Genomic DNA, 19,340 nt, shown 5'->3' with positions numbered 1-19,340 from the left:
CCGAGCCCGATTGCAACCAATTCGGCATAGGGGAAAAGATGCGCTACACACGGCTCGGCGGCGACGGTCCGCAAATACGAGCCATCGGCCTCGGCTGCATGGGGATGTCCTGGGGATACGACGAGGACGGGCGCGACGACGACCATTCCGTCGCGGTCATCCACCGGGCGATCGAGCTGGGCTGCAACCTCCTCGACACGGCGGACCTGTACGGCCCGTTCACCAACGAACGCCTCGTCGGCCGGGCGCTGCGCGGGCGCCGTGACCAGGTCGTGCTGGCGACCAAGGGCGGCCTGCTGGCCGACGACAGCCGGGCGGTGCACCGCAACGGACGCCCCGAACACCTGCGGGCGGCGTGCGAGGCGAGCCTGCTCAGGCTGGGGGTGGACCATGTCGACCTCTACCAGCTGCACCGCGTCGACCCGGCCGTTCCGATCGAGGAGAGCTGGGGGACGCTGTCCGAGCTGGTGACCGAGGGCAAGGCCCGGATGATCGGGTTGTCCGAGGTGTCGGTCGACGAGATCCGGCGGGCCGAGGAGATCCACCCGGTCGCGAGCGTCCAGTCGGAGCTGTCCCTGTGGACGCGTGAGCCGCTGGATTCGGTCCTGCCGTACTGCACAGAGCAACAGATCACATTTTTGCCGTTCGCGCCGCTCGGCCGCGGTTTCCTCACCGGTCGTTTCGCCGGCACCGCCGACCTGCCCGTCCGGGACGGCCGGCGCAACCTGCCACGTTTCCAACCGGATACAATTTCCGCAAATCAAGAAATCGCCCGGCGAATTGTTCGTGTCAGTTCCGAGATGGGTTCGACACCTGCGCAGGTGGCGCTCGCCTGGCTACTGGCGCTCGCCGACAACGTGGTTCCCATTCCGGGCACGAAGACGCTCAGTCATTTGGAAGACAACATGGCCGCGGATTCGATCACGCTGACCGGGGACGCGCGTTCGGCACTCGACGCCCTCCCCGAGCCCGTGGGCACCAGGTACTGAGCCGGCACACATTCCGCGACGCAATTCGACGACGGTTGCCGCCCCACATCATCGGGGCGGCAACCGTCGCTCCGTATCGACCGGGGTGCCCGGCCGCGCCTCTGAACGCCGGGGTGCCCGGCCGCGAGCCCTGAGCGCGCGGCCGGGCCGAGCCGTCAGGCGGTCGGGCTGGCGGCGCGTACGTGCTCGGCGATCCGCTCGGCGACGCTGCGGGCGGTCGCCTCGGTGGCGGCCTCCACCATCACCCGCACCAGCGGCTCGGTGCCGGACGGGCGCAGCAGCACCCGGCCGGTCTCGCCCAGCTCGGCCTCAGCGCGCTCCACCTCGGCCCGTACCTCGGGGGCGCCGGCGCCGACGGTACGGTCACCGACCGGCACGTTGATCAGGACCTGCGGCAGCTTCGTCACGACCGAGGCCAGCTCGGCCAGCGACTTGCCGGTGGCGGCGAGCCGCGACATCAGGTGCAGCCCGGTGAGCACGCCGTCGCCGGTGGTGGCGTACGCCGGCATGACGATGTGACCGCTCTGCTCGCCGCCGAGGGCGAGGCCGGAGGCGCGCAGCTCCTCCAGGACGTACCGGTCGCCGACCTTGGTCTCGATCAGCCGGATGCCCTCCGCGGACATCGCCAGGCGCAGGCCGAGGTTGCTCATCACGGTCGCGACCAGGGTGTCCTGGGCGAGCGTGCCGGCCTCCCGCATGGCGAGGGCGAGGATCGCCATCACCTGGTCGCCGTCGACCTCGTCGCCGTCGGCGGTCACCGCGACGCACCGGTCGGCGTCGCCGTCGTGCGCGATGCCCAGGTGGGCCCCGTGCTCGACGACGGCGGCGCGCAGCCCGTCGATGTGGTTGGAACCGCAGTCGTCGTTGATGTTGAGCCCGTCCGGCTCGGCGTGGATGGCGATCACCTCGGCGCCCGCCTCCCGGTACGCCACCGGGGCCACCTCGGCGGCGGCGCCGTTGGCGCAGTCCACCACCACCTTGATCCCGTCCAGCCGGTGCGGCACCGTGCCGACCAGGTGCTGCACGTAGTGGTCGGCGCCGTCGAGCAGGTCGTGCACCCGGCCGACACCGGCGCCGATCGGCCGGTCCCAGGCGGTGGTGGCGTTCGCCTCGACGGCCGCCTCGATCCGCATCTCGATCTCGTCCGGCAGCTTGTGCCCGCCGGCGGCGAAGAGCTTGATCCCGTTGTCCGGCATCGGGTTGTGCGAGGCGGAGAGCATCACGCCGAGGTCGGCCTTGGCCTCCGCGGTGAGGAAGGCGACCGCCGGGGTCGGCAGCACACCGACCCGGACCACGTTGGCGCCGGCGCTGGTGAGCCCGGCGACCACGGCCGCCTCCAGCATCTCGCCGCTGGCCCGGGTGTCCCGGCCGACCACGGCGAGCGGGGGATGCGTCTTGTCCGACTCGGCCAGCGTGTGCGCGGCGGCCACCGCCACCGCCAGCGCCAACTCGGGGGTGAGATCCGCGTTCGCCCGCCCGCGTACGCCGTCCGTGCCGAACAACCGGCCCATACCCGCCAACCTCCGATGAAAGGGTCCCAGGGGAAACGGCGGACGGCCGGGCCACCTCCCGTGTGGGGAGGCGATCCCGGCCGTCCGTCAGAAGTACAACGTGTCGCTGATGATCAGCGCTTCGAGTACTGAGGAGCCTTACGGGCCTTCTTGAGGCCGTACTTCTTGCTCTCCTTGACCCGGGCGTCCCGGGTCAGGAAGCCGGCCTTCTTCAGGGCCGGGCGGTCGTCCGGCTCGTTGACGATCAGCGCCCGGGCGATGGCCAGCCGCAGCGCACCGGCCTGGCCGGTGGTGCCGCCGCCACGCAGGTTGGCGATGACGTCGAACGCCTCGGGCTTCTCGGCGGTGACCAGCGGGTCCTTGATGAGCTGCTGGTGCACCTTGCTCGGGAAGTAGGCCTCGAGGTCCCGGCCGTTGCAGGTGATCTTGCCGCTGCCGGGGACGATGCGCACCCGGACGATGGCCTCCTTGCGCCGACCCACGGTCTGGATCGGGCGGTCACCACGAGGCGCGCGGGCGACGGGCGCCGGCGCCTCGGTGGCCTCGGGGGCGACCTCGGTCTCGGTGATGTCGGTCATGCTGCTTCCTTCGCCCGCGCTCACTGCGCGATCTGCTTGATCTCGAACGGCACCGGCTGCTGCGCGCCGTGCGGGTGCTCGGCACCGGCGTAGACCTTCAGCTTCTTGATGAGCTGACGGCCGAGCTTGTTGTGCGGGAGCATGCCCTTCACGGCCAGCTCGATGGCCCGCTCGGGACGCTTGGTCAGCAGCTCGTCGTAGCCGACCTGCTTCAGACCACCCGGGTAACCGGAGTGGCGGTAGGCAATCTTGGTCTGACGCTTGTTGCCGGTCAGCGCAACCTTGCCCGCGTTCACGATGACGACGAAGTCGCCCGTGTCGACGTGCGGCGCGAAAGTCGGCTTGTGCTTGCCGCGCAGCAGCGTGGCGGCGTGGGTGGCCAGGCGGCCCAGCACGACATCAGAGGCGTCGATAACGTGCCACTGACGCTCGATCTCACCCGGCTTCGGGCTGTACGTACGCACAGGTCTACCTTGTCTCGTCGTCGGTCTGGGGTCGCGCGCCGAGGTGACCAGGCGCGCACGAACGACCAAGCGTACCTGATGCGGCACGCCTCTGGATGTCGTACAACAGCAGGCAACGATACCCGGCGCCCCGTCGGCAGGTCAAAACGGGGGGTCACCCAGCGTGGCTTGCGACGTGACGATGGTACAGGTCACACGCCGGCCAGCCGGCGCGGGCCCGGGCGCAGGTACACCGCCCAGGTCAGGGCGAAGCAGAGCGCGTACCAGCCGATGAAGGCCAGGTACGCCGCGTCGGCGTTGCCGGAGGTCAGGAACGACTGCCGGAAGGCGATGTTGACCAGCACCCCGCCGGACGCGCCGACCGCCCCGGCGATGCCGATCAGTGCCCCGGAGAGCCGGCGGGCCCGCCGCTCGGCCGCCTCGGGGTCACCGGTCAGCTCCCCCTCCGCCACCGCCCGGGCCCGGAAGATCGCCGGGATCATCTTGTACGTCGACCCGTTGCCGATCCCGGAGAAGACGAAGAGCGCCAGGAACCCGGTCAGGTAGAGCGGGAACGACCGCTCCCGGGCCGCGTACAGCACCAGCCCGGCGCCGACGGCCATGGCCACGAAGTTCCAGAAGGTGACCCGGGCCCCGCCGAGCCGGTCGGCCAGCTGCCCGCCGAGCGGCCGGATCAGCGACCCGACCAGCGGGCCGAGGAAGGTCAGCCAGGCGGCGTCGACCGGCGTCGGGAAGCGCTCGGCGAACTGGAGCTGGAGCACCTGCCCGAAGGCGAAGCCGAAGCCGATGAAGGAACCGAAGGTGCCGATGTAGAGCAGCGACATCACCCAGGTGTGCGGTTCGCGGGCCGCCTCGCGCAGCGCGCCCGGCTCGTTGCGCGCCCCGGGGAGGTTGTCCAGCCAGCGCGCCGAGGCCAGCGCCGCCAGCACGATCAGCGGCAGGTAGACCGCCGGCACCAGCCGGGGGTACGCCGCCCCCGCGGTGGCCAGCACGGCGAGCCCGACCAGCTGCACCGCCGGTACGCCGAGGTTGCCCCCGCCGGCGTTGAGCCCCAGCGCGCGGCCCTTGAGCCGGTCCGGGAAGAAGAGGTTGATGTTCGCCATCGAGGAGGCGAAGTTGCCCCCGCCGACCCCGGTGAGGCAGGCCAGCACCATCAGCGTGGTGTACGACACTCCCGGCTCCAGCAGCACCGTCATCGGCACCGCCGGCACCAGCAGCAACAGGGCGCTGACGATGGTCCAGTTCCGGCCGCCGAAGCGGGCCACCGCCAGCGTGTAGGGCAGCCGCAGCACCGCGCCCAGCGCGGCCGGCACGGCGGTGAGCAGGAACTTGCCCGCCGGGTCGATGCCGTACGCGGGACCGAGGAAGAGCACGGTGACCGACCAGAGGCTCCACACGGAGAACCCGACGTGCTCGGCGAAGATCGACACCCAGAGGTTGCGGCGGGCGATCGGCGCCCCGGTCGTACGCCAGAACGTCGGCTCCTCGGGGCGCCAGTCGTCGATCCGGTGCCGGCGCCCGGCGGCGGCCGTGGGGTCGGCGGGGGCTGTTGTCGTGGGGGCGAGCGTGCTCACGGCGGCTCCTCCTGGTCGATGTGACGTTCAGGAGGTTAGGAACGGCCGGTTACCCGACGGTGCCTGTCGCGGGTCGTTCCGGAAACGGAGATCGCACGTCGGCCGCCGGGCGGTGGTGAGGCGGTCAGAGCTGCTGCAGGATGCGCAACGCCCGCCCCACCCGCTGCATGGTCTCGGTGTCGGCGACGTCGACGCACTCGGTGAACCACTTCTTCATCGGCGAGGAGAGCCGGTCGGGCATCACCACGTACCCGCCCATTGGCACGGCGAGCGGGGAGTCCCGCAGCAGCGCCGTCTCGACCACCTCGGCCACCATCACGATCGGCACGTCGGTGGAGTTGTAGACGTCGGTGCTGATCACCAGCCCGAGCCGTTCCCGGGCGCCCTCGATCCGCCAGATCTCGCCCCTACGCAGCACGCGGACGTCCGCCGAAGAGCGCGTCGTCGACCATGCCGACCTCCCGGGCGTCGGCGAGCGCGGCGGTCTCCAGGTCGAGCCCCGCCCGGCCGACCGCGGCGGCGTGCGCGGTGAAGACCTCGCGCAGCGCCTTCTCCCGGGCCGCCTGGTCCATCCACGCGGAGAGCGACAGCCCCTCGCGCTTGGCGAACCGGCGTGCCTCCTCGATCGTCTCGTCGGAGAACGACAGCGTCACCTTGGCAGTCATGCCGCTGAGACTACCCGCTGGTATGACCAGCAGTCATCCCGCTTCGCGCCGATCAGCCAACCGCTCAAAACGCCCCCGCCGCGCCTCCCCGCACTCCCCCGCCCCCTGAGCGCACTTTCAGAGAAAGAGTGGCCATCCGAGGCGGAATAGCCACGCTTTCTCTGAAAGTGCGCGGGCCTCCAGGGGGTTTGGGGTCAGGCGGGCGGGCGGGTGCCGCCGAAGACGGCGAACCGCCACGCCTTGAAGAAGCAGTCCACGTCGACCAGCCCGGCCTCGGCGAGCCACCGGCACTGCGCGTCCACCGGCGCCGGCCGGTCGTGCCGCATCCGCTCCCGGGCGGCGGCCAGCTCCGCGTCGTCGGACCCGAGCGCGGTGGCCTGGGCCACCCAGACCTCGTCGTAGCGGCGGTCCAGCGCGGGGGTCGGGCCGGCGACCTGTTCGGCGTTGACGAACACCCCGCCGGGCGTCAGCGCCGCGGCGGCGCGCCGGTAGAGGGCGCGCTTGCCGTCGTCGTCGAGGTGGTGGACGGCCAGGGCGGAGACCACCGCGTCGTACCGGCCGGCGGGGAGCGGATCGGCCAGGTCGGCGACCACCGTCCGGTGCGGCACGCCCCGGGCGGCCAGCGCGTCGGCGGCCACCGCCAGCATCCGCGGGGCGCCGTCGAGCAGGGTCACCCGGACCCCGGGCAGCGCCGCGGTGAGCAGCAGCGAGAGCAGCCCGGTGCCCGCGCCCAGGTCCAGCACCTCGGGGGTACGCCCCGCGGCCAGCGCGGCCCGCAGCGGCACGGCCGCCACCTCCACCGCCGTGCCGTAGAAGTCGTCGAAGCGTGGCACCAGGCGCCGTCTGGCCTGGTCGTAGCTGCCGGCCACCGCATCGAACGCCGCTGTCACGCTCATCATCACCTCCCATATTTCAGGACGATCGTCCCACATCATAGACCCACCGACCGGCCGGCTGCTCCGGTGCGGTGTGAGGCGCTCTTGACAGGACCGAAACAGACGGGACCCGGACCGGAAACCGCCCCCCGGCACGCTTCACTGGCATGACAGACCGTGCCCGCTCCGCGACCCGATCGGGGGGCGACCCCCGGCAGGCGGAGACGCACTGCCCGTACTGCGCCCTGCAGTGCGGGATGGTCCTGCGCGAGACCGGCGACCGGGTGGAGGTGCTTCCCCGCCAGTTCCCCACCAACCGGGGCGGGCTGTGCCAGAAGGGCTGGACCGCCGCCGAACTGCTGGACCACCCGGACCGGCTGACCACCCCGCTGGTGCGCGACCCGGCCACCGGCGAGCTGCGCCCGGCGACCTGGGCGGCCGCGCTCGACCGGATCGCCGCCGGCATCCGCGCCGTCCAGACGGGATACGGCCGGGACGCGGTCGCGGTCTTCGGCGGCGGCGGGCTCACCAACGAGAAGGCGTACGCGCTCGGCAAGTTCGCCCGGGTGGCGCTGCGTACCCGGCACATCGACTACAACGGCCGGTGGTGCATGTCCTCGGCCGCCGCGGCCGGGATCCGCGCCTTCGGCGTCGACCGGGGGCTGCCCTTCCCGCTGGCCGACCTCGGCCGCGCGGAGACCCTGCTGCTGGTCGGCGCCAACCCGGCGGAGACCATGCCGCCGCTGATGCGCCACCTGGCCGACCAGCGGGAACGCGGCGGACGCCTGATCGTGGTCGACCCCCGGGTCACCGCCACCGCCCGGCAGGCCGACCTGCACCTGCAACCGCTGCCCGGCACCGACCTCGCGGTGGCCAACGCGCTGCTGCACGTCGCGCTCACCGAGGGCCTCATCGACCGCGACTACGTGGCCGCCCGGACCACCGGCTTCGACGAGGTACGCCGCACCGTGGCCGGCTACTGGCCGGCGGAGGTGGAACGGCTCTCCGGAGTGCCGGTGGCCGACCTGGAGGCGACCGCCCGCGCGCTCGGCACCGCCGGCAGCGCGATCATCCTCACCGCCCGGGGCGCGGAACAGCACGCCAAGGGCGTCGACACCGTCAGCGCCTTCGTCAACCTGGCGCTCGCCCTCGGCCTGCCCGGCCGCCCCGGCTCCGGCTACGGCTGCCTGACCGGCCAGGGCAACGGCCAGGGCGGCCGGGAACACGGGCAGAAGGCCGACCAGCTCCCCGGCTATCGCAAGATCGACGACCCGGCGGCCCGGGAGCACGTGGCGGGCGTCTGGGGCGTCGACCCGGACGACCTGCCCGGGCCGGGCGTGCCGGCGTACCAGCTGCTGGAGTCGCTCGGCACCCCGGGCGGTCCCCGGGCGATGCTGGTCTTCGGCTCCAACCCGGTGGTCTCCGCGCCCCGGGCGGCCCGGATCGAGTCCCGGCTGCGCGGGCTCGACCTGCTGGTGGTGGCCGACTTCCTGCTCTCCGAGACGGCCGCCCTCGCCGACGTGGTGCTGCCCGTCGCGCAGTGGGCCGAGGAGGACGGCACGATGACCAACCTGGAGGGTCGGGTGCTGCGCCGCCGGGCGCTGCGCGAGCCGCCGCCCGGGGTCCGGAGCGACCTTGCGGTCCTCGCCGAGCTGGCCGACCGGCTGGACGCCCCGGCGTCCTTCCCGACCGACCCGGCCGAAGTCTTCACCGAGCTGCGCCGGGCCTCGGCCGGCGGCGTCGCCGACTACGCCGGGGTGAGCTGGGAGCGGATCGAGGCCGACGAGGGCGTCTTCTGGCCCTGCCCCGACCCGGCCGGGCCGGACACGCCCCGCCTCTTCGCCGACTCGTTCGCCACCCCGGACGGCCGGGCCCGGTTCCAGCCGGTGACCCACCGGCCCGCCGCCGAGCCGGTCTGCACCGACTATCCGCTGCACTTCACCACCGGTCGGGTGCTCGCCCAGTACCAGTCCGGCACCCAGACCCGGCGGGTCGCCGCGCTGCGTCGGGCCGCCCCCGGCGGCTTCGTCGAGCTGCACCCGGACCTGGCCGCCCGGCTCGGGGTGGCCGAGGGCGACCAGGTGCGGGTCGCCTCCCGCCGGGGCGAGCTACGGGCCCCGGCCCGGCTCACCCCGACGATCCGGCCGGACACCGTCTTCGCGCCGTTCCACTGGGGCGGCGCGGCCCGGGCCAACTCCGTGACCAGTGACGCGACGGACCCGGTCTCCGGGATGCCCGAATTCAAGATCTGCGCCGTACGGGTGGAGAAGGCATGAACGTGGTCATCGTGGGATACGGCATGGCCGGGTCCCGGCTCGCCGCCGAACTGCACGCCCGGGACGGGGACCTGAAGGTCGTCGTGCTCGGGGCGGAGCCGCACCGGGCGTACAACCGGATCATGCTCTCCACCCTGCTGGCGGGGAAGGTCGCCGAGCCGGACGTGGAGCTGGCCGAGGTGGCCGGGCAGGGCGTCGACGTGCGCACCGGCGTGCAGGTGACCACGATCGACCGGGACGCCCGCGTGGTCCACACCGACGACGGCGACCGGATCCCCTACGACCACCTGGTGCTCGCCACCGGCAGCCGGGCCATCGTGCCGCCGCTGCCCGGCCTGGACCCGGCCGACCTGCCCGAGCGGGTGGTTCCGTTCCGCACGCTGGACGACTGCCGGCGGATCCTCGCCGCCGCCGAGGGCGCCCGCAGCGCCCTGGTGCTCGGCGGCGGGCTGCTCGGGCTGGAGGCGGCGCGCGGGCTCGCCGCCCGGGGGCTCGACGTCGGCGTGGTGCACCCGGTGCCGTACCTGATGGAACGCCAACTCGACCCGACCGGCGCGGCCGTGCTGGCCGGCACCCTGGCCGGCCTCGGGGTGACCACCCACCTGGCCGTCGCGGCCACCCGGGTGGCGGCGGACGCCGACGGGGTCCGCCTCGACCTGGCCGACGGCCGGTCGCTCTCCGCCGACCTGCTGGTGATCTCCTGCGGGGTACGCCCCGACACCGCGCTGGCCGCCGCGGCCGGGCTGGCCGTGGAGCGGGGCGTGGTGGTCGACGACCAGCTCCGCACCGGCGACCCCCGGATCTCGGCGATCGGCGACTGCGCCCAGCACGACGGCACGCTGACCGGGCTGGTCGCGCCGGCCTGGGCGCAGGCCCGGGTGCTGGCCCAGGCGCTCACCGGCGAGGACCCGGCCGCCCGGTACCGGCCCCGGCCGGTGGTGACCCGGCTCAAGGCGGCCGGCATCGACCTCGCCGCCATGGGCGACCCCGCCGACGGCCCGGGCGAGGAGCTGACCTTCGCGGACCCGGCCCGGGGCACCTACGCCCGGCTGCGCATCCACGAGGAGCGGCTGACCGCCGCGATCCTGCTCGGGGACAACCCGTCGGTCGGTCAGGTGGTGCAGCTCTTCGACCGGGGCGCGCCGGTGCCGGCCGACCGGCGGGCGCTGCTGCTGGGCCGCGCGCTGGGCGGCACCGCCGCCGCGCCGGCGGAGTCCCCGGCGCTGATGCCGGACGCGGCCACCGTCTGCCAGTGCAACGACGTGCGCAAGGGCGCGCTGGTCGCCTGCTGGCGGGCCGGGGCCCGGACGGTGGACGAGGTGGTGGCGACGACCCGGGCCGCCACCGGCTGCGGCGGCTGCCGGGAAGCGGTCGCCGGCATCGTCGACTGGCTGTCCGAGGCGGACTCGGTGGGGGCGACCCGGTGACCGGACGAGAAGCGATCGACGGAACTGACGCGACGGACCGCGAGGAGGTGACGCGATGACCGGCGGACGATTGGTCGTCGTCGGCAACGGCATGGTCGGACAACGGTTCGTCGAGGCGCTGCGCGCCCGCGACCACGACCGGCGGTGGCGGGTGACGGTGCTCGCCGAGGAACACCGGGCGGCGTACGACCGGGTGCGGCTCTCGGCGTTCTTCGACGGGGTGGGTGCCGACGAGCTGAACCTGCACACCCCCGACGACGGGGTCGACCTGCGCCTCGGCGAGGCCGTCACCGGCGTCGACCGGGAACGGCGGGTGGTGACCACCGCGGCCGGCGAGCACCCGTACGACGCGCTGGTGCTGGCCACCGGGTCGTACCCGTTCGTGCCACCGGTGGACGGCGCGACGCTGCCCGGGGTCTTCGTCTACCGCACCCTGGACGACCTGGAGGCGATCCGGGCGCACGCCCGGGGTCGGCGTACCGGCGCGGTGATCGGCGGCGGCCTGCTCGGCCTGGAGGCGGCCAACGCCCTGCGCCTGCTCGGCCTGGCCACCCACGTGGTCGAGTTCGCGCCCCGGCTGATGCCGGTGCAGGTCGACGAGGCGGGTGGCGCGATGCTGCGCCGCTACGTCGAGGAGCTGGGGGTCGCCACCCACCTCGGGGTGGCCACCACCGCGCTGCGCCCCGGCCCGGACGGCGTCGTCGCCGGGCTGGAGCTCTCCGACGGCAGCACGGTCGACGCCGAACTGGTCGTCGTCGCCGCCGGCATCCGCCCCCGCGACGAGCTGGCCCGGGCCGCCGGGCTGCCGCTGGGCCCGCGCGGCGGGGTGCTGGTCGACGCGACCTGCCGCAGCGACGACGAGCGGATCTGGGCGGTGGGCGAGTGCGCGGCGGTCGACGGCACCTGCCACGGCCTGGTCGCCCCCGGGTACGCGATGGCCGAGGTCGTCGCCGACCGGCTGCTCGGCGGGTCGGCGACCTTCCCCGGGGCGGACACCGCCACCAAGCTCAAGCTGCTCGGCGTGGACGTGGCCTCGTTCGGCGACGCGCACGGCACGACGGCGGGCTGCCTGGACGTGACCTTCACCGACCCGGCCACCCGGTCGTACGCGAAGCTGGTCCTCTCCGACGACGCGCAGACGCTGCTCGGCGGCGTGCTGGTCGGCGACGCGAGCGCCTACCCCACCCTGCGGGCCAGCGTGGGCGGGCCGCTGCCCGCTCCCCCGCTGGCGCTGCTGGCCCCGGCCGGCGGGGCGGGCGCCGGGGCCGGGGCGCTGCCCGGCGCGGCGCAGGTCTGCTCCTGCAACGCGGTGACCCGCGACGACATCGACACCGCGATCGCCGGCGGCGCGACGGACGTGCCGGCGCTGAAGGCGTGCACCCGGGCCGGCACCAGCTGCGGATCGTGCGTGCCGATGCTCAAGCAGTTGCTCGACGCGGCCGGGGTGAAGCAGTCCACGGCGCTCTGCGAGCACTTCGACGCCAGCCGACAGGAACTCTTCGACATCGTCCGGGTGCGCGGCATCCGCACCTTCTCCGGGCTCATCGCCGAGCACGGGCGGGGGCGAGGCTGCGACATCTGCAAGCCGGTGGTGGCCTCGATCCTGGCCTCGCTCGGCACCGGGCACGTGCTCGACGGCGAGCAGGCCTCGTTGCAGGACACCAACGACCACTTCCTGGCCAACCTGCAACGCGACGGCAGCTACTCGGTGGTGCCCCGGATCCCCGGCGGGGAGATCACCCCGGAGAAGCTGATCGTGATCGGCGAGGTGGCGCGTGACTTCCGGCTCTACACCAAGATCACGGGCGGGCAGCGGATCGACCTGTTCGGGGCCCGGGTCGAGCAACTGCCGCAGATCTGGCGCCGGCTGGTCGACGCGGGCTTCGAGTCCGGCCACGCGTACGGCAAGGCGCTGCGGACGGTGAAGTCCTGCGTCGGCGAGACCTGGTGCCGGTACGGGGTGCAGGACTCGGTCGGCCTGGCCATCGCGCTGGAGCTGCGCTACCGGGGCCTGCGCGCCCCCCACAAGATCAAGTCGGCGGTGTCCGGCTGCGCCCGGGAGTGCGCCGAGGCCCGCAGCAAGGACTTCGGCATCATCGCCACCGACACCGGCTGGAACCTCTACGTCGGCGGCAACGGTGGCTTCCGGCCCCGGCACGCCGACCTCTTCGCCACCGATCTGTCCACAGAAGCGCTGATTCAGCTGATCGACAGATTCCTGATGTACTACATCCGCACCGCCGACCGGCTGCAACGCACCGCCGCCTGGATCGAGGCGATGGACGGCGGCCTCGACCACCTGCGCTCGGTGATCGTGGACGACTCGCTCGGGCTCTGCGCCGAACTCGACGCGGCGATGGCCCGGCACGTGGCGGCCTACTCCGACGAGTGGCGCGACGTCCTCGACGACCCGGAGCGGCTGCGCCGCTTCACCTCCTTCGTCAACGCCCCGGACGTGCCCGACCCGTCGATCAGCTTCGCCGTCGAGCGCGGGCAGCCGGTGCCCGCGCGCGGCGCACCAGCCACCCCGGCGGCCGACCGCCGCCGCCAGCCGGTCGCCCTCGGCCTTCCGGAGGTACGGCGATGAGCCCGACGAGCACCGTGGACGGAGACAGGGCGATGAGCCTGACGAGCACCCTGGACTGGACGGCCGTCTGCCCCCTCGACCGGCTGGATCCCGACCGGGGCGTCGCCGCGCTGGTCGACGGCGTACAGGTGGCGCTCTTCTCGACCGGCGGGGAGCTGTTCGCGGTCGACAACCTCGACCCGGTCGGCGGCGCGTACGTGATGTCCCGGGGCATCGTGGGCAGCCGCGGCGGGGTGCCGACCCTCGCCTCCCCGCTGCACAAGCAGGTCTACGACCTGCGTACCGGGCGCTGTCTGGACCTGCCCGGCGTGACGCTGCCCGTGCACCGGGTCCGCTGCCGGGACGGGCTGGTCGAGGTGCGGCTGCGACAGGAGGAGTGATGCGGGAGGAACTGGCCGGCTTCACCATCGGGGTCACCGCCGACCGGCGGCGCGACGAGCTGGCCGCGCTGCTGCAACGCCGCGGCGCCCGGGTGGTGCTCGCCCCGGCCCTGCGGATCGTGCCGCTGGCCGACGACACCGACCTGCGCGAGGCCACCCGCGCCTGCCTGGACCGGCCGCCGGACATCCTGATGGCGAACACCGGCATCGGGATGCGCGGCTGGCTGGAGGCGGCCGAGGGCTGGGGGCTCGCCGAGCCGCTGCGCTCGGTGCTCTCCCAGTCGTACGTGGTGGCCCGGGGACCCAAGGCGCGCGGCGCGATCCGGGCCGCCGGGCTGCACGACCAGTGGTCGCCGGAGTCGGAGAGCTGCGACGAGGTAATCGACCACCTGCGTGCGCGTGGGGTGGCCGGCCAGGTCATCGCCATGCAGCTGCACGGCGACCGGCAGCCGGAGTGCACCGAGGCGCTGGAGGCGGCCGGGGCCACCGTGATCGAGGTGCCGGTCTACCGCTGGGCGCCGCCCACCGACCCGGCCCCGCTGCACCGGCTGATCGACCTGGTCGCCGGCCGGCTGGTCGACGCCGTCACCTTCACCTCCGCGCCGGCGGCGGAGGCGCTGCTGCGGGCGGCCGGCGACCGGGCCGAGACGGTGCTGGAGGCGATGCGCGGGGACGTGCTGGCCAGCTGCGTGGGCGCGGTCACCGCGGAGCCGCTGGTCCGCCGGGGCGTGCCGGTCAGCGCGCCCGCCCGGGCCCGCCTCGGGGCGCTGGTCCGGCAGATCGTCGACGAGCTGCCCCGCCGTACGGTGACCGTCAAGGCCGCCGGGCATCTGCTGACCCTGCGCGGGCACGCGGCCGTGGTCGACGGGGAGCTGCGGCCGCTCGCGCCCGCCCCGATGGCGGTGCTGCGGGCGCTCGCCGCGTCGCCCGGCCGGGTGCTGTCCCGCACCTCGCTGCTGCGGACCCTGCCCCGGGGCGCGGACGAGCACGCGGTGGAGATGGCGGTGGCCCGGCTGCGGGTCGGGCTGCAGGCCCCCCGCGTGGTGCAGACCGTGGTCAAGCGGGGCTACCGCCTCCGGGTCGACTGACCCGGAGGCGGTTCAGCCCACCGGGGCGTAGCCCCGGCCGTGCTCGGACTCCAGCCGCAGCATGGCGTGCTCGACCACGGTCACCAGCACCTGCTTCACCGAGTCCCGCCGCCGGGCGTCGCACATCACCAGCGGCACGTCCGGCGAGATGGCCAGCGCCTCGCGGACCTCCTCCGGCTCGTACTGCGGCGCGTCGTCGAACCGGTTCAGCGCCACCACGTACGGCAGGTTGCGGTTCTCGAAGTAGTCCAGCGGCGCGAAGGCGTCCGTGATCCGGCGGGTGTCCACCAGCACGGCGGCACCCACCGCCCCCCGGATGATCTCGTCCCACATGAACCAGAACCGGGTCTGCCCCGGAGTGCCGAACAGGTACAGGATCAGGTCCTGCGCCATGGTGATCCGGCCGAAGTCCATGGCGACCGTGGTGGTCTCCTTGCCGGGCACCTTCGACGGGTCGTCGATGCCGACCCCGGCCGCCGTCATCAGCGCCTCGGTGGTCAGCGGCGTGATCTCGGAGATGGCGCCGACCATTGTCGTCTTGCCCACGCCGAAGCCACCCGCGACCACGATCTTCGCGGAGATGATCTCCCGGCTGCGGCGCGCCCCGGCGGGGTCATAGTTCGCGAAGTCCACTTAGCACCCTTCCCAGCAGGTTCATCCGCTCCTCGTAGCCCTCGGCCGGAGCGGCAGTGTGTAGCGTCAGCAGGCCCTCGGCCACCATGTCGGCGACCAGCACCCGGGTGACGCCCAGCGGCATCCGGGTGTACGCGGCGATTTCCGCCAGCGACTGTGCCCGGCCCTCGCAGACCGTGGCGATGCGGTACTTGTCGTGCCCGGCGAAGCGCGCTTCCGCACTCTGGGTGAGGCTGGCCGACAGCACCGCCTCCAGGGCGATGTCCCGGCTCGGCTCGGTACGGCCCCGGGTGACCGCGTACGGCCGCACCAACGCCCCGCGTGGGTCCCGCCGGGGTTCCATCCGCCATCACCTCCTCCGCCCGGAGCCCACCGGCACCGGATCGCCTGTCCCTCGCCGGGCGCGAGCGCGCCCGGCGTCGTACCGCCCGCCTACGAGCGCACGGCGTCGCGGGGCAGCCGCACCAGCGCGGCGCCCACCCGCTCGACGAGCAGCGCCATCTCGTAGCCGACCTGCCCGACGTCGCAGCTGCGCGCCGCGAGCACGGCCATCGACGACCCGTCACTGATCGACATCAGGAACAGGTAGCCGCTGTCCATCTCGATCACCGTCTGGAGCACACCGCCCGCGCTGAACATCCGGGCGGCCCCCTCGGTCAGGCTCACCACGCCGGAGGTGATGGCGGCGAGTTGGTCCGCCCGGTCCCCCGGCAGGTCCCGCGACGAGGCGAGCAGCAGCCCGTCCGCGGACACCGCCACCACGTGGGCGATACCCGCCACGCTGTCGGCGAAGTTGGTGAGCAGCCAAACCATGTCCTGCATGGCAGCTGGCCTGTTCATCGGCGCGTCTCCTTGGTCGAGGTGCTGTTCTGGTCCGTACCGGCCGAACGGCCGCGCTGCACCCCGCGGTGGTAGGCGGAGAGCAGGCCGCGGACCTCGTCGGGGGTACGGCGGCTACGGTCCCGTCCGTCCTTCGGCTCGATGCCGCCGGGGACGAGCTGGGCCTGGGGCACCCGCTTCGGCAGGCCGGAGCGGGTGGTGCCGCCGGTGGCCGGCTCGGCGGCCCGGATGGCCCGGGACCAGCCTTCGTCGGCCGCCGTCCGCCAGGCGTCCGACTCCGCGGGTGGCGGGGTGGCGGGCTCCGTGGGCGGCGGGGCGGTGGGGGTCGCCGGCGGCGCGGACGGCGCCGCCTGCGGAACGTACGAGGGGGGCGGCGACGCGACCGGCGGCTGCCCGGCGGCCGACCCGACGGACGCGGTGCCGGCGGCGGGCGATCCCACGGACGGGGTGCCGGCCGCGTTCGAGGCACTCGGCCCCCGGGTCGGCAGCGGCGGCCGGCCGGGCTTCGCGACGGAGGCGTCGGCCCGCGGCTCGTCGAAGTTGGGCCGGGTGAAGATGGCGGTGGCGTCGTCCCCGTGGGACCGGAACCAGACCGCCTCCATCTCGCGGAATATCGGCGAGTCGGCCGGCCGGGTCGGGCGGGCCACCACCGGGACGGCCGGCGCCGGGGCGGGCGGGGTGTACGGCACCGCCGGGGTCTCCGCCGCGGCCGGGGTCGCCGCCGGTGCCGCCCCGAACGGGGTGAACGGTGGGGGCGCCGGGGTGAACGGTTCGGCCGGTGCCGACGGCACGCCGGCGACCGGCCCGAGGGGCAGCGCCGGGGCGGCGTCGGCGGCCGGGGTCCGCTTCGGCAGCCTCGGCCGCGGGTCGACCAGGGGCTGGGCCCCCGTCGGGTAGCCGGCTCCGTACGCCGGCTCCGCCGGGGCGGCCGAGTACGGCAGCGCGGAGGTGGGCGCAGCCGACGTCGGCACGGCCGAGGCGGGCACGGCGGAGGTGGGCGCGGACGGGACCTGGCCGCCGAGCGTCACCGCCGGGGCGGTGTCCCGCGCGTCGACCGGAGGCTGCCAGGGCGCCGGAGCCGGCGGGGCGGCCCGCCACTGGTCGGTCAGCGTCGCCGCGCCGGTACGCCCGCTGGTCAGCGAATCGCCGAGGCCGGCCGGGGTGAGCGGCGGCTGCTCGACCGCCAGCGGCTGGCGCGACCGGGGCAGCGACTGGTCCCGGCCCCGGTGGGCGGGCAGCACCACGGTCGAGGTGGGCAGCGTCACCTGGGCGACCGTGCCGCCCTCGACGTTGCGCCGCAGCTCCACCCGGATGCCGTACCGGGAGGCGAGCCGGCTCACCACGGCCAGACCCATCAGCCGGAACGCGGCCACGTCCACGCTCGGCGGCGCGGCCAGCCGGCGGTTGAGCGAGTCGAGCTGCTCGTCGGTGAGGCCCAGGCCCCGGTCCTCGATCTGGATCAGCACATAGTCGCGGATCCGGCGGCCGTCGGCGACCACCGTGGTGGTCGGCGGCGAGAAGCGGGTGGCGTTGTCGAGCAGTTCGGCGACCAGGCGGACCACGTCGTTGACGGCGTGGGCGGAGACCGAGATGTCGGTGTCGACGGTGCCGAACTCGATGCGGTTGTAGAGCTCGACCTCGGACTGGGCGGCCCGCAGGACGTCGACCAGCAGCGCGTCGTCGCGGCGGGGCACCGCCGAGTCGGCGCCGGCCAGGACGAGCAGGTTCTCGTCGTTGCGGCGCATCCGGGTGGCCAGGTGGTCGAGCTCGAAGAGCTGGGCGAGGCGCTTCGGGTCCTCCTCGCTGCGCTCGATCGCGTCCAGCTCGCCGATCATCCGGTCGACCAGCGTCTGACTGCGCCGGGCCAGGTTGAGGAACATTGCCGAGACGCTGGTGCGCAGGGCAGCCTGTTCGGCGGCGACCCGGACCGCCTCGCGGTGCACGACGTTGAAGGCCAGCGCCACCTGGCCGACCTCGTCGCGGTTGCGCAGCCGGATCGGGTCGCGGACCTGGCGCACGATCTCGTCCACGCCGCCCTCGCCGACGCTGCCCATGTTCTGCAGCCGCCGCACCGCGTCCGGCAGGTCGTGGTTGGCCACCGACAGGGCGCCCTCGCGCAGTCGCCGCAGCGAGTGGTTGAGCGAGCGGGCCAGCACCACGGCGAGCGAGACGGCGATGATCAGGGTGAGCAGCACCAGCGCCGACTCGATCACGGCCTGCCGGATCACGTCGCTGCGGGCCTGCTCGGCCCGGTCGAGCAGGCGGTCCTGGAGCTGGATCTCGGCCCACCGCATCAGGTCGGTGACCGCGCCGATCGAGGCGCTCGCGTCGGCCGCGCCGACCAGTGGCTGCTGCCCCACCGAGCGGGTGATGTCGGCGGCCACCCGGTCGGCGAGGCCGACCGCGTCGCCGGAGACGGTGCCCTCGACCAGGGCCCGCTGGTCCGGGTCGGCGGCCAGGGAGAAGGCGACCAGCGCCTCCTGCTGGCCGGTCAGCGTGGTGACGAAGGCGGAGAACTGCTCCTCGTCGATCCGGCCGGCGCTGAGCGCGGTGTAGGCGACCGCCTCCTCCTCGGCGACGGCCGCCTTGGCGCGGCTGAACGCGGCCACCGCGCGGCGGGCGTCGGCGAGGCTCTCCTGCCCGGGGAGCTGCGCCAGGGCGTCGCCGTACGAGACCAGGTCGGTCAGGACGATGCCGTAGCGCAGGGTGGCCTCGGCCACCGGCATCTGCCGACGGTCGAGCACCTCCTGGCGGGTGCCGTTGAGCGTCTCCAGGTGATCGTCGATGACCTTGAGCCGGTCGCGGACGGCCGACGGGACCTCGCCGATCCGGCCGCGCTCGGCGCGGTACTCCGCGATCCGCTGGTCGGTGGCGCGGACCCGCAGGTTGTAGTCGTCGGCCTTCTGCTGCGGCGTGGCCAGGTAGCCGGCCGCCGCCATCCGCTCCTTGTGCAGGTCCTGGGTGAGCGCGGAGACGTCGACGGAGAGCGCGGTCAGCGACCGGATCCGGGTGGCGTCGTACGCGCCCTCACCGGTGGAGATGAGTCGGATAGTTGCCAGAGCGATGACCGCGGCGACCGGCACCACCAGAATGAGGGCGAGTTTGGAGCGGATCCGCGCGTCCCGCAGTCGAGGCAGCCGCCGCCCCCGGTCGCGCTGGGCGGCGTCGCCGATTTCGGGCAGGGTCGTCGGTCCGGTGCTCACGACATCGCCTCCGTCGTATCTTCCACGCGTGACCCGCCGACCCGTGCCTGGTGCAGCGGAGAGCGCCACGCGCGGCACGGCCGCGATTTCATCAGAGAAGATCGCGTTTGGGAAGCCGCAGTGAGGCAGGAAACGGTCAGCCGGCGGCCTCGTCACCTTTCGGCCTCATTGTCGCCCACGCTCTGAACAGGCATTCTCACTCCAGAGTGGCCGATCGCCTCGCCGCAGTGAGCGTCGGTAAATATCTGAT

The 19,340-nt window shown here is 73.9% G+C and carries 17 protein-coding genes; 6 read left to right on the top strand and 11 right to left on the bottom strand.

Going from position 1 to position 19,340, the window contains the following annotated elements:
* Positions 1–38: 38 nt before the first annotated feature.
* Entirely contained in the window at positions 39–989 is a 951-nt protein-coding gene (locus FHX75_RS20550; protein ID WP_154941859.1) for an aldo/keto reductase, read from the top strand.
* A gap of 155 nt (positions 990–1,144) precedes the next feature.
* Here FHX75_RS20550 and glmM read toward each other — a convergent pair whose 3' ends face one another.
* The 7 genes from glmM to FHX75_RS20515 form a co-directional block, all read right to left on the bottom strand.
* Entirely contained in the window at positions 1,145–2,500 is a 1,356-nt protein-coding gene (glmM, locus tag FHX75_RS20545) for a phosphoglucosamine mutase (protein WP_154941858.1), read from the bottom strand.
* 113 nt (positions 2,501–2,613) lie between these two features.
* Positions 2,614–3,078, bottom strand: coding sequence for a 30S ribosomal protein S9 (gene rpsI, locus FHX75_RS20540; RefSeq protein WP_088998399.1), 465 nt, complete (start codon positions 3,076–3,078; stop codon positions 2,614–2,616).
* A gap of 20 nt (positions 3,079–3,098) precedes the next feature.
* Complete coding sequence (rplM, locus tag FHX75_RS20535) at positions 3,099–3,542, bottom strand: 50S ribosomal protein L13 (protein WP_154941857.1); 444 nt, start codon at positions 3,540–3,542, stop codon at positions 3,099–3,101.
* Positions 3,543–3,733: 191 nt separating this feature from the next.
* Positions 3,734–5,116, bottom strand: coding sequence for a nitrate/nitrite transporter (locus tag FHX75_RS20530; protein WP_425463506.1), 1,383 nt, complete (start codon positions 5,114–5,116; stop codon positions 3,734–3,736).
* A gap of 124 nt (positions 5,117–5,240) precedes the next feature.
* The gene (locus FHX75_RS20525) at positions 5,241–5,534 is read right to left on the bottom strand and encodes a type II toxin-antitoxin system PemK/MazF family toxin (protein ID WP_088960296.1); all 294 of its coding nucleotides are present in this window, start codon (positions 5,532–5,534) and stop codon (positions 5,241–5,243) included.
* Positions 5,524–5,781 carry a DUF6364 family protein gene (locus FHX75_RS20520; RefSeq protein ID WP_154941856.1) on the bottom strand — a complete coding sequence of 86 codons (258 nt, stop codon included), beginning with the start codon at positions 5,779–5,781 and terminating at the stop codon, positions 5,524–5,526. Before FHX75_RS20520 ends, FHX75_RS20525 begins: the two co-directional genes overlap by 11 nt.
* Positions 5,782–5,975: 194 nt before the next feature.
* Positions 5,976–6,677: a class I SAM-dependent methyltransferase gene (locus FHX75_RS20515; RefSeq protein ID WP_154941855.1), complete on the bottom strand. Its 702-nt coding sequence runs from the start codon at positions 6,675–6,677 to the stop codon at positions 5,976–5,978.
* A 146-nt stretch (positions 6,678–6,823) separates the two neighbouring features.
* Here FHX75_RS20515 and FHX75_RS20510 point away from each other — a divergent pair, with 146 nt between their 5' ends.
* From FHX75_RS20510 to FHX75_RS20490, 5 genes are read left to right on the top strand one after another with little or no spacing between them, the layout of a single operon-like run.
* Positions 6,824–8,932 (top strand): molybdopterin oxidoreductase family protein, encoded by a 2,109-nt coding sequence (locus tag FHX75_RS20510; RefSeq protein ID WP_154941854.1) that lies wholly within the window; start codon positions 6,824–6,826, stop codon positions 8,930–8,932.
* The gene (locus FHX75_RS20505; protein ID WP_154941853.1) at positions 8,929–10,359 is read left to right on the top strand and encodes an FAD-dependent oxidoreductase; all 1,431 of its coding nucleotides are present in this window, start codon (positions 8,929–8,931) and stop codon (positions 10,357–10,359) included. The genes FHX75_RS20510 and FHX75_RS20505 overlap by 4 nt, the downstream gene beginning before the upstream one ends.
* 55 nt (positions 10,360–10,414) lie before the next feature.
* Complete coding sequence (nirB, locus tag FHX75_RS20500) at positions 10,415–12,946, top strand: nitrite reductase large subunit NirB (protein ID WP_154941852.1); 2,532 nt, start codon at positions 10,415–10,417, stop codon at positions 12,944–12,946.
* 32 nt (positions 12,947–12,978) lie between these two features.
* Positions 12,979–13,326 (top strand): nitrite reductase small subunit NirD, encoded by a 348-nt coding sequence (gene nirD / locus FHX75_RS20495; protein ID WP_154941851.1) that lies wholly within the window; start codon positions 12,979–12,981, stop codon positions 13,324–13,326.
* Positions 13,326–14,414 carry a uroporphyrinogen-III synthase gene (locus tag FHX75_RS20490; RefSeq protein ID WP_154941850.1) on the top strand — a complete coding sequence of 363 codons (1,089 nt, stop codon included), beginning with the start codon at positions 13,326–13,328 and terminating at the stop codon, positions 14,412–14,414. The genes nirD and FHX75_RS20490 overlap by 1 nt, the downstream gene beginning before the upstream one ends.
* 12 nt (positions 14,415–14,426) lie before the next feature.
* Here the strand turns inward: FHX75_RS20490 and FHX75_RS20485 are convergent, their stop codons facing one another.
* The 4 genes from FHX75_RS20485 to FHX75_RS20470 form a co-directional block, all read right to left on the bottom strand.
* Positions 14,427–15,047, bottom strand: a complete 621-nt coding sequence (locus FHX75_RS20485; RefSeq protein WP_088960288.1) for a GTP-binding protein — start codon at positions 15,045–15,047, stop codon at positions 14,427–14,429.
* Positions 15,028–15,390 carry a DUF742 domain-containing protein gene (locus FHX75_RS20480; protein ID WP_088960287.1) on the bottom strand — a complete coding sequence of 121 codons (363 nt, stop codon included), beginning with the start codon at positions 15,388–15,390 and terminating at the stop codon, positions 15,028–15,030. The genes FHX75_RS20485 and FHX75_RS20480 overlap by 20 nt, the downstream gene beginning before the upstream one ends.
* 89 nt (positions 15,391–15,479) lie before the next feature.
* Entirely contained in the window at positions 15,480–15,887 is a 408-nt protein-coding gene (locus FHX75_RS20475) for a roadblock/LC7 domain-containing protein (protein WP_154941849.1), read from the bottom strand.
* Complete coding sequence (locus tag FHX75_RS20470) at positions 15,884–19,090, bottom strand: sensor histidine kinase (protein ID WP_154941848.1); 3,207 nt, start codon at positions 19,088–19,090, stop codon at positions 15,884–15,886. The genes FHX75_RS20475 and FHX75_RS20470 overlap by 4 nt, the downstream gene beginning before the upstream one ends.
* Positions 19,091–19,340 lie beyond the last annotated feature (250 nt).

It is taken from the genome of Micromonospora palomenae, from assembly GCF_007829925.1.
Lineage (GTDB): Bacteria > Actinomycetota > Actinomycetes > Mycobacteriales > Micromonosporaceae > Micromonospora > Micromonospora purpureochromogenes.
Note: the sequence above shows the minus strand (reverse complement) of the source record. Positions and strands in the feature narration are given on the sequence as shown.

Excerpts from the sequence above, each read along its gene's own strand:
- FHX75_RS20550 (WP_154941859.1), top strand. The coding sequence starts at position 39 with ATGCGCTACACACGGCTCGGCGGCGACGGTCCGCAAATACGAGCCATC.
- glmM (WP_154941858.1), bottom strand. The coding sequence starts at position 2,500 with ATGGGCCGGTTGTTCGGCACGGACGGCGTACGCGGGCGGGCGAACGCG.
- rpsI (WP_088998399.1), bottom strand. The coding sequence starts at position 3,078 with ATGACCGACATCACCGAGACCGAGGTCGCCCCCGAGGCCACCGAGGCG.
- FHX75_RS20520 (WP_154941856.1), bottom strand. The coding sequence starts at position 5,781 with ATGACTGCCAAGGTGACGCTGTCGTTCTCCGACGAGACGATCGAGGAG.
- FHX75_RS20515 (WP_154941855.1), bottom strand. The coding sequence starts at position 6,677 with ATGAGCGTGACAGCGGCGTTCGATGCGGTGGCCGGCAGCTACGACCAG.
- FHX75_RS20510 (WP_154941854.1), top strand. The coding sequence starts at position 6,824 with ATGACAGACCGTGCCCGCTCCGCGACCCGATCGGGGGGCGACCCCCGG.
- FHX75_RS20505 (WP_154941853.1), top strand. The coding sequence starts at position 8,929 with ATGAACGTGGTCATCGTGGGATACGGCATGGCCGGGTCCCGGCTCGCC.
- nirB (WP_154941852.1), top strand. The coding sequence starts at position 10,415 with ATGACCGGCGGACGATTGGTCGTCGTCGGCAACGGCATGGTCGGACAA.
- nirD (WP_154941851.1), top strand. The coding sequence starts at position 12,979 with ATGAGCCTGACGAGCACCCTGGACTGGACGGCCGTCTGCCCCCTCGAC.
- FHX75_RS20490 (WP_154941850.1), top strand. The coding sequence starts at position 13,326 with ATGCGGGAGGAACTGGCCGGCTTCACCATCGGGGTCACCGCCGACCGG.
- FHX75_RS20480 (WP_088960287.1), bottom strand. The coding sequence starts at position 15,390 with ATGGAACCCCGGCGGGACCCACGCGGGGCGTTGGTGCGGCCGTACGCG.
- FHX75_RS20475 (WP_154941849.1), bottom strand. The coding sequence starts at position 15,887 with ATGAACAGGCCAGCTGCCATGCAGGACATGGTTTGGCTGCTCACCAAC.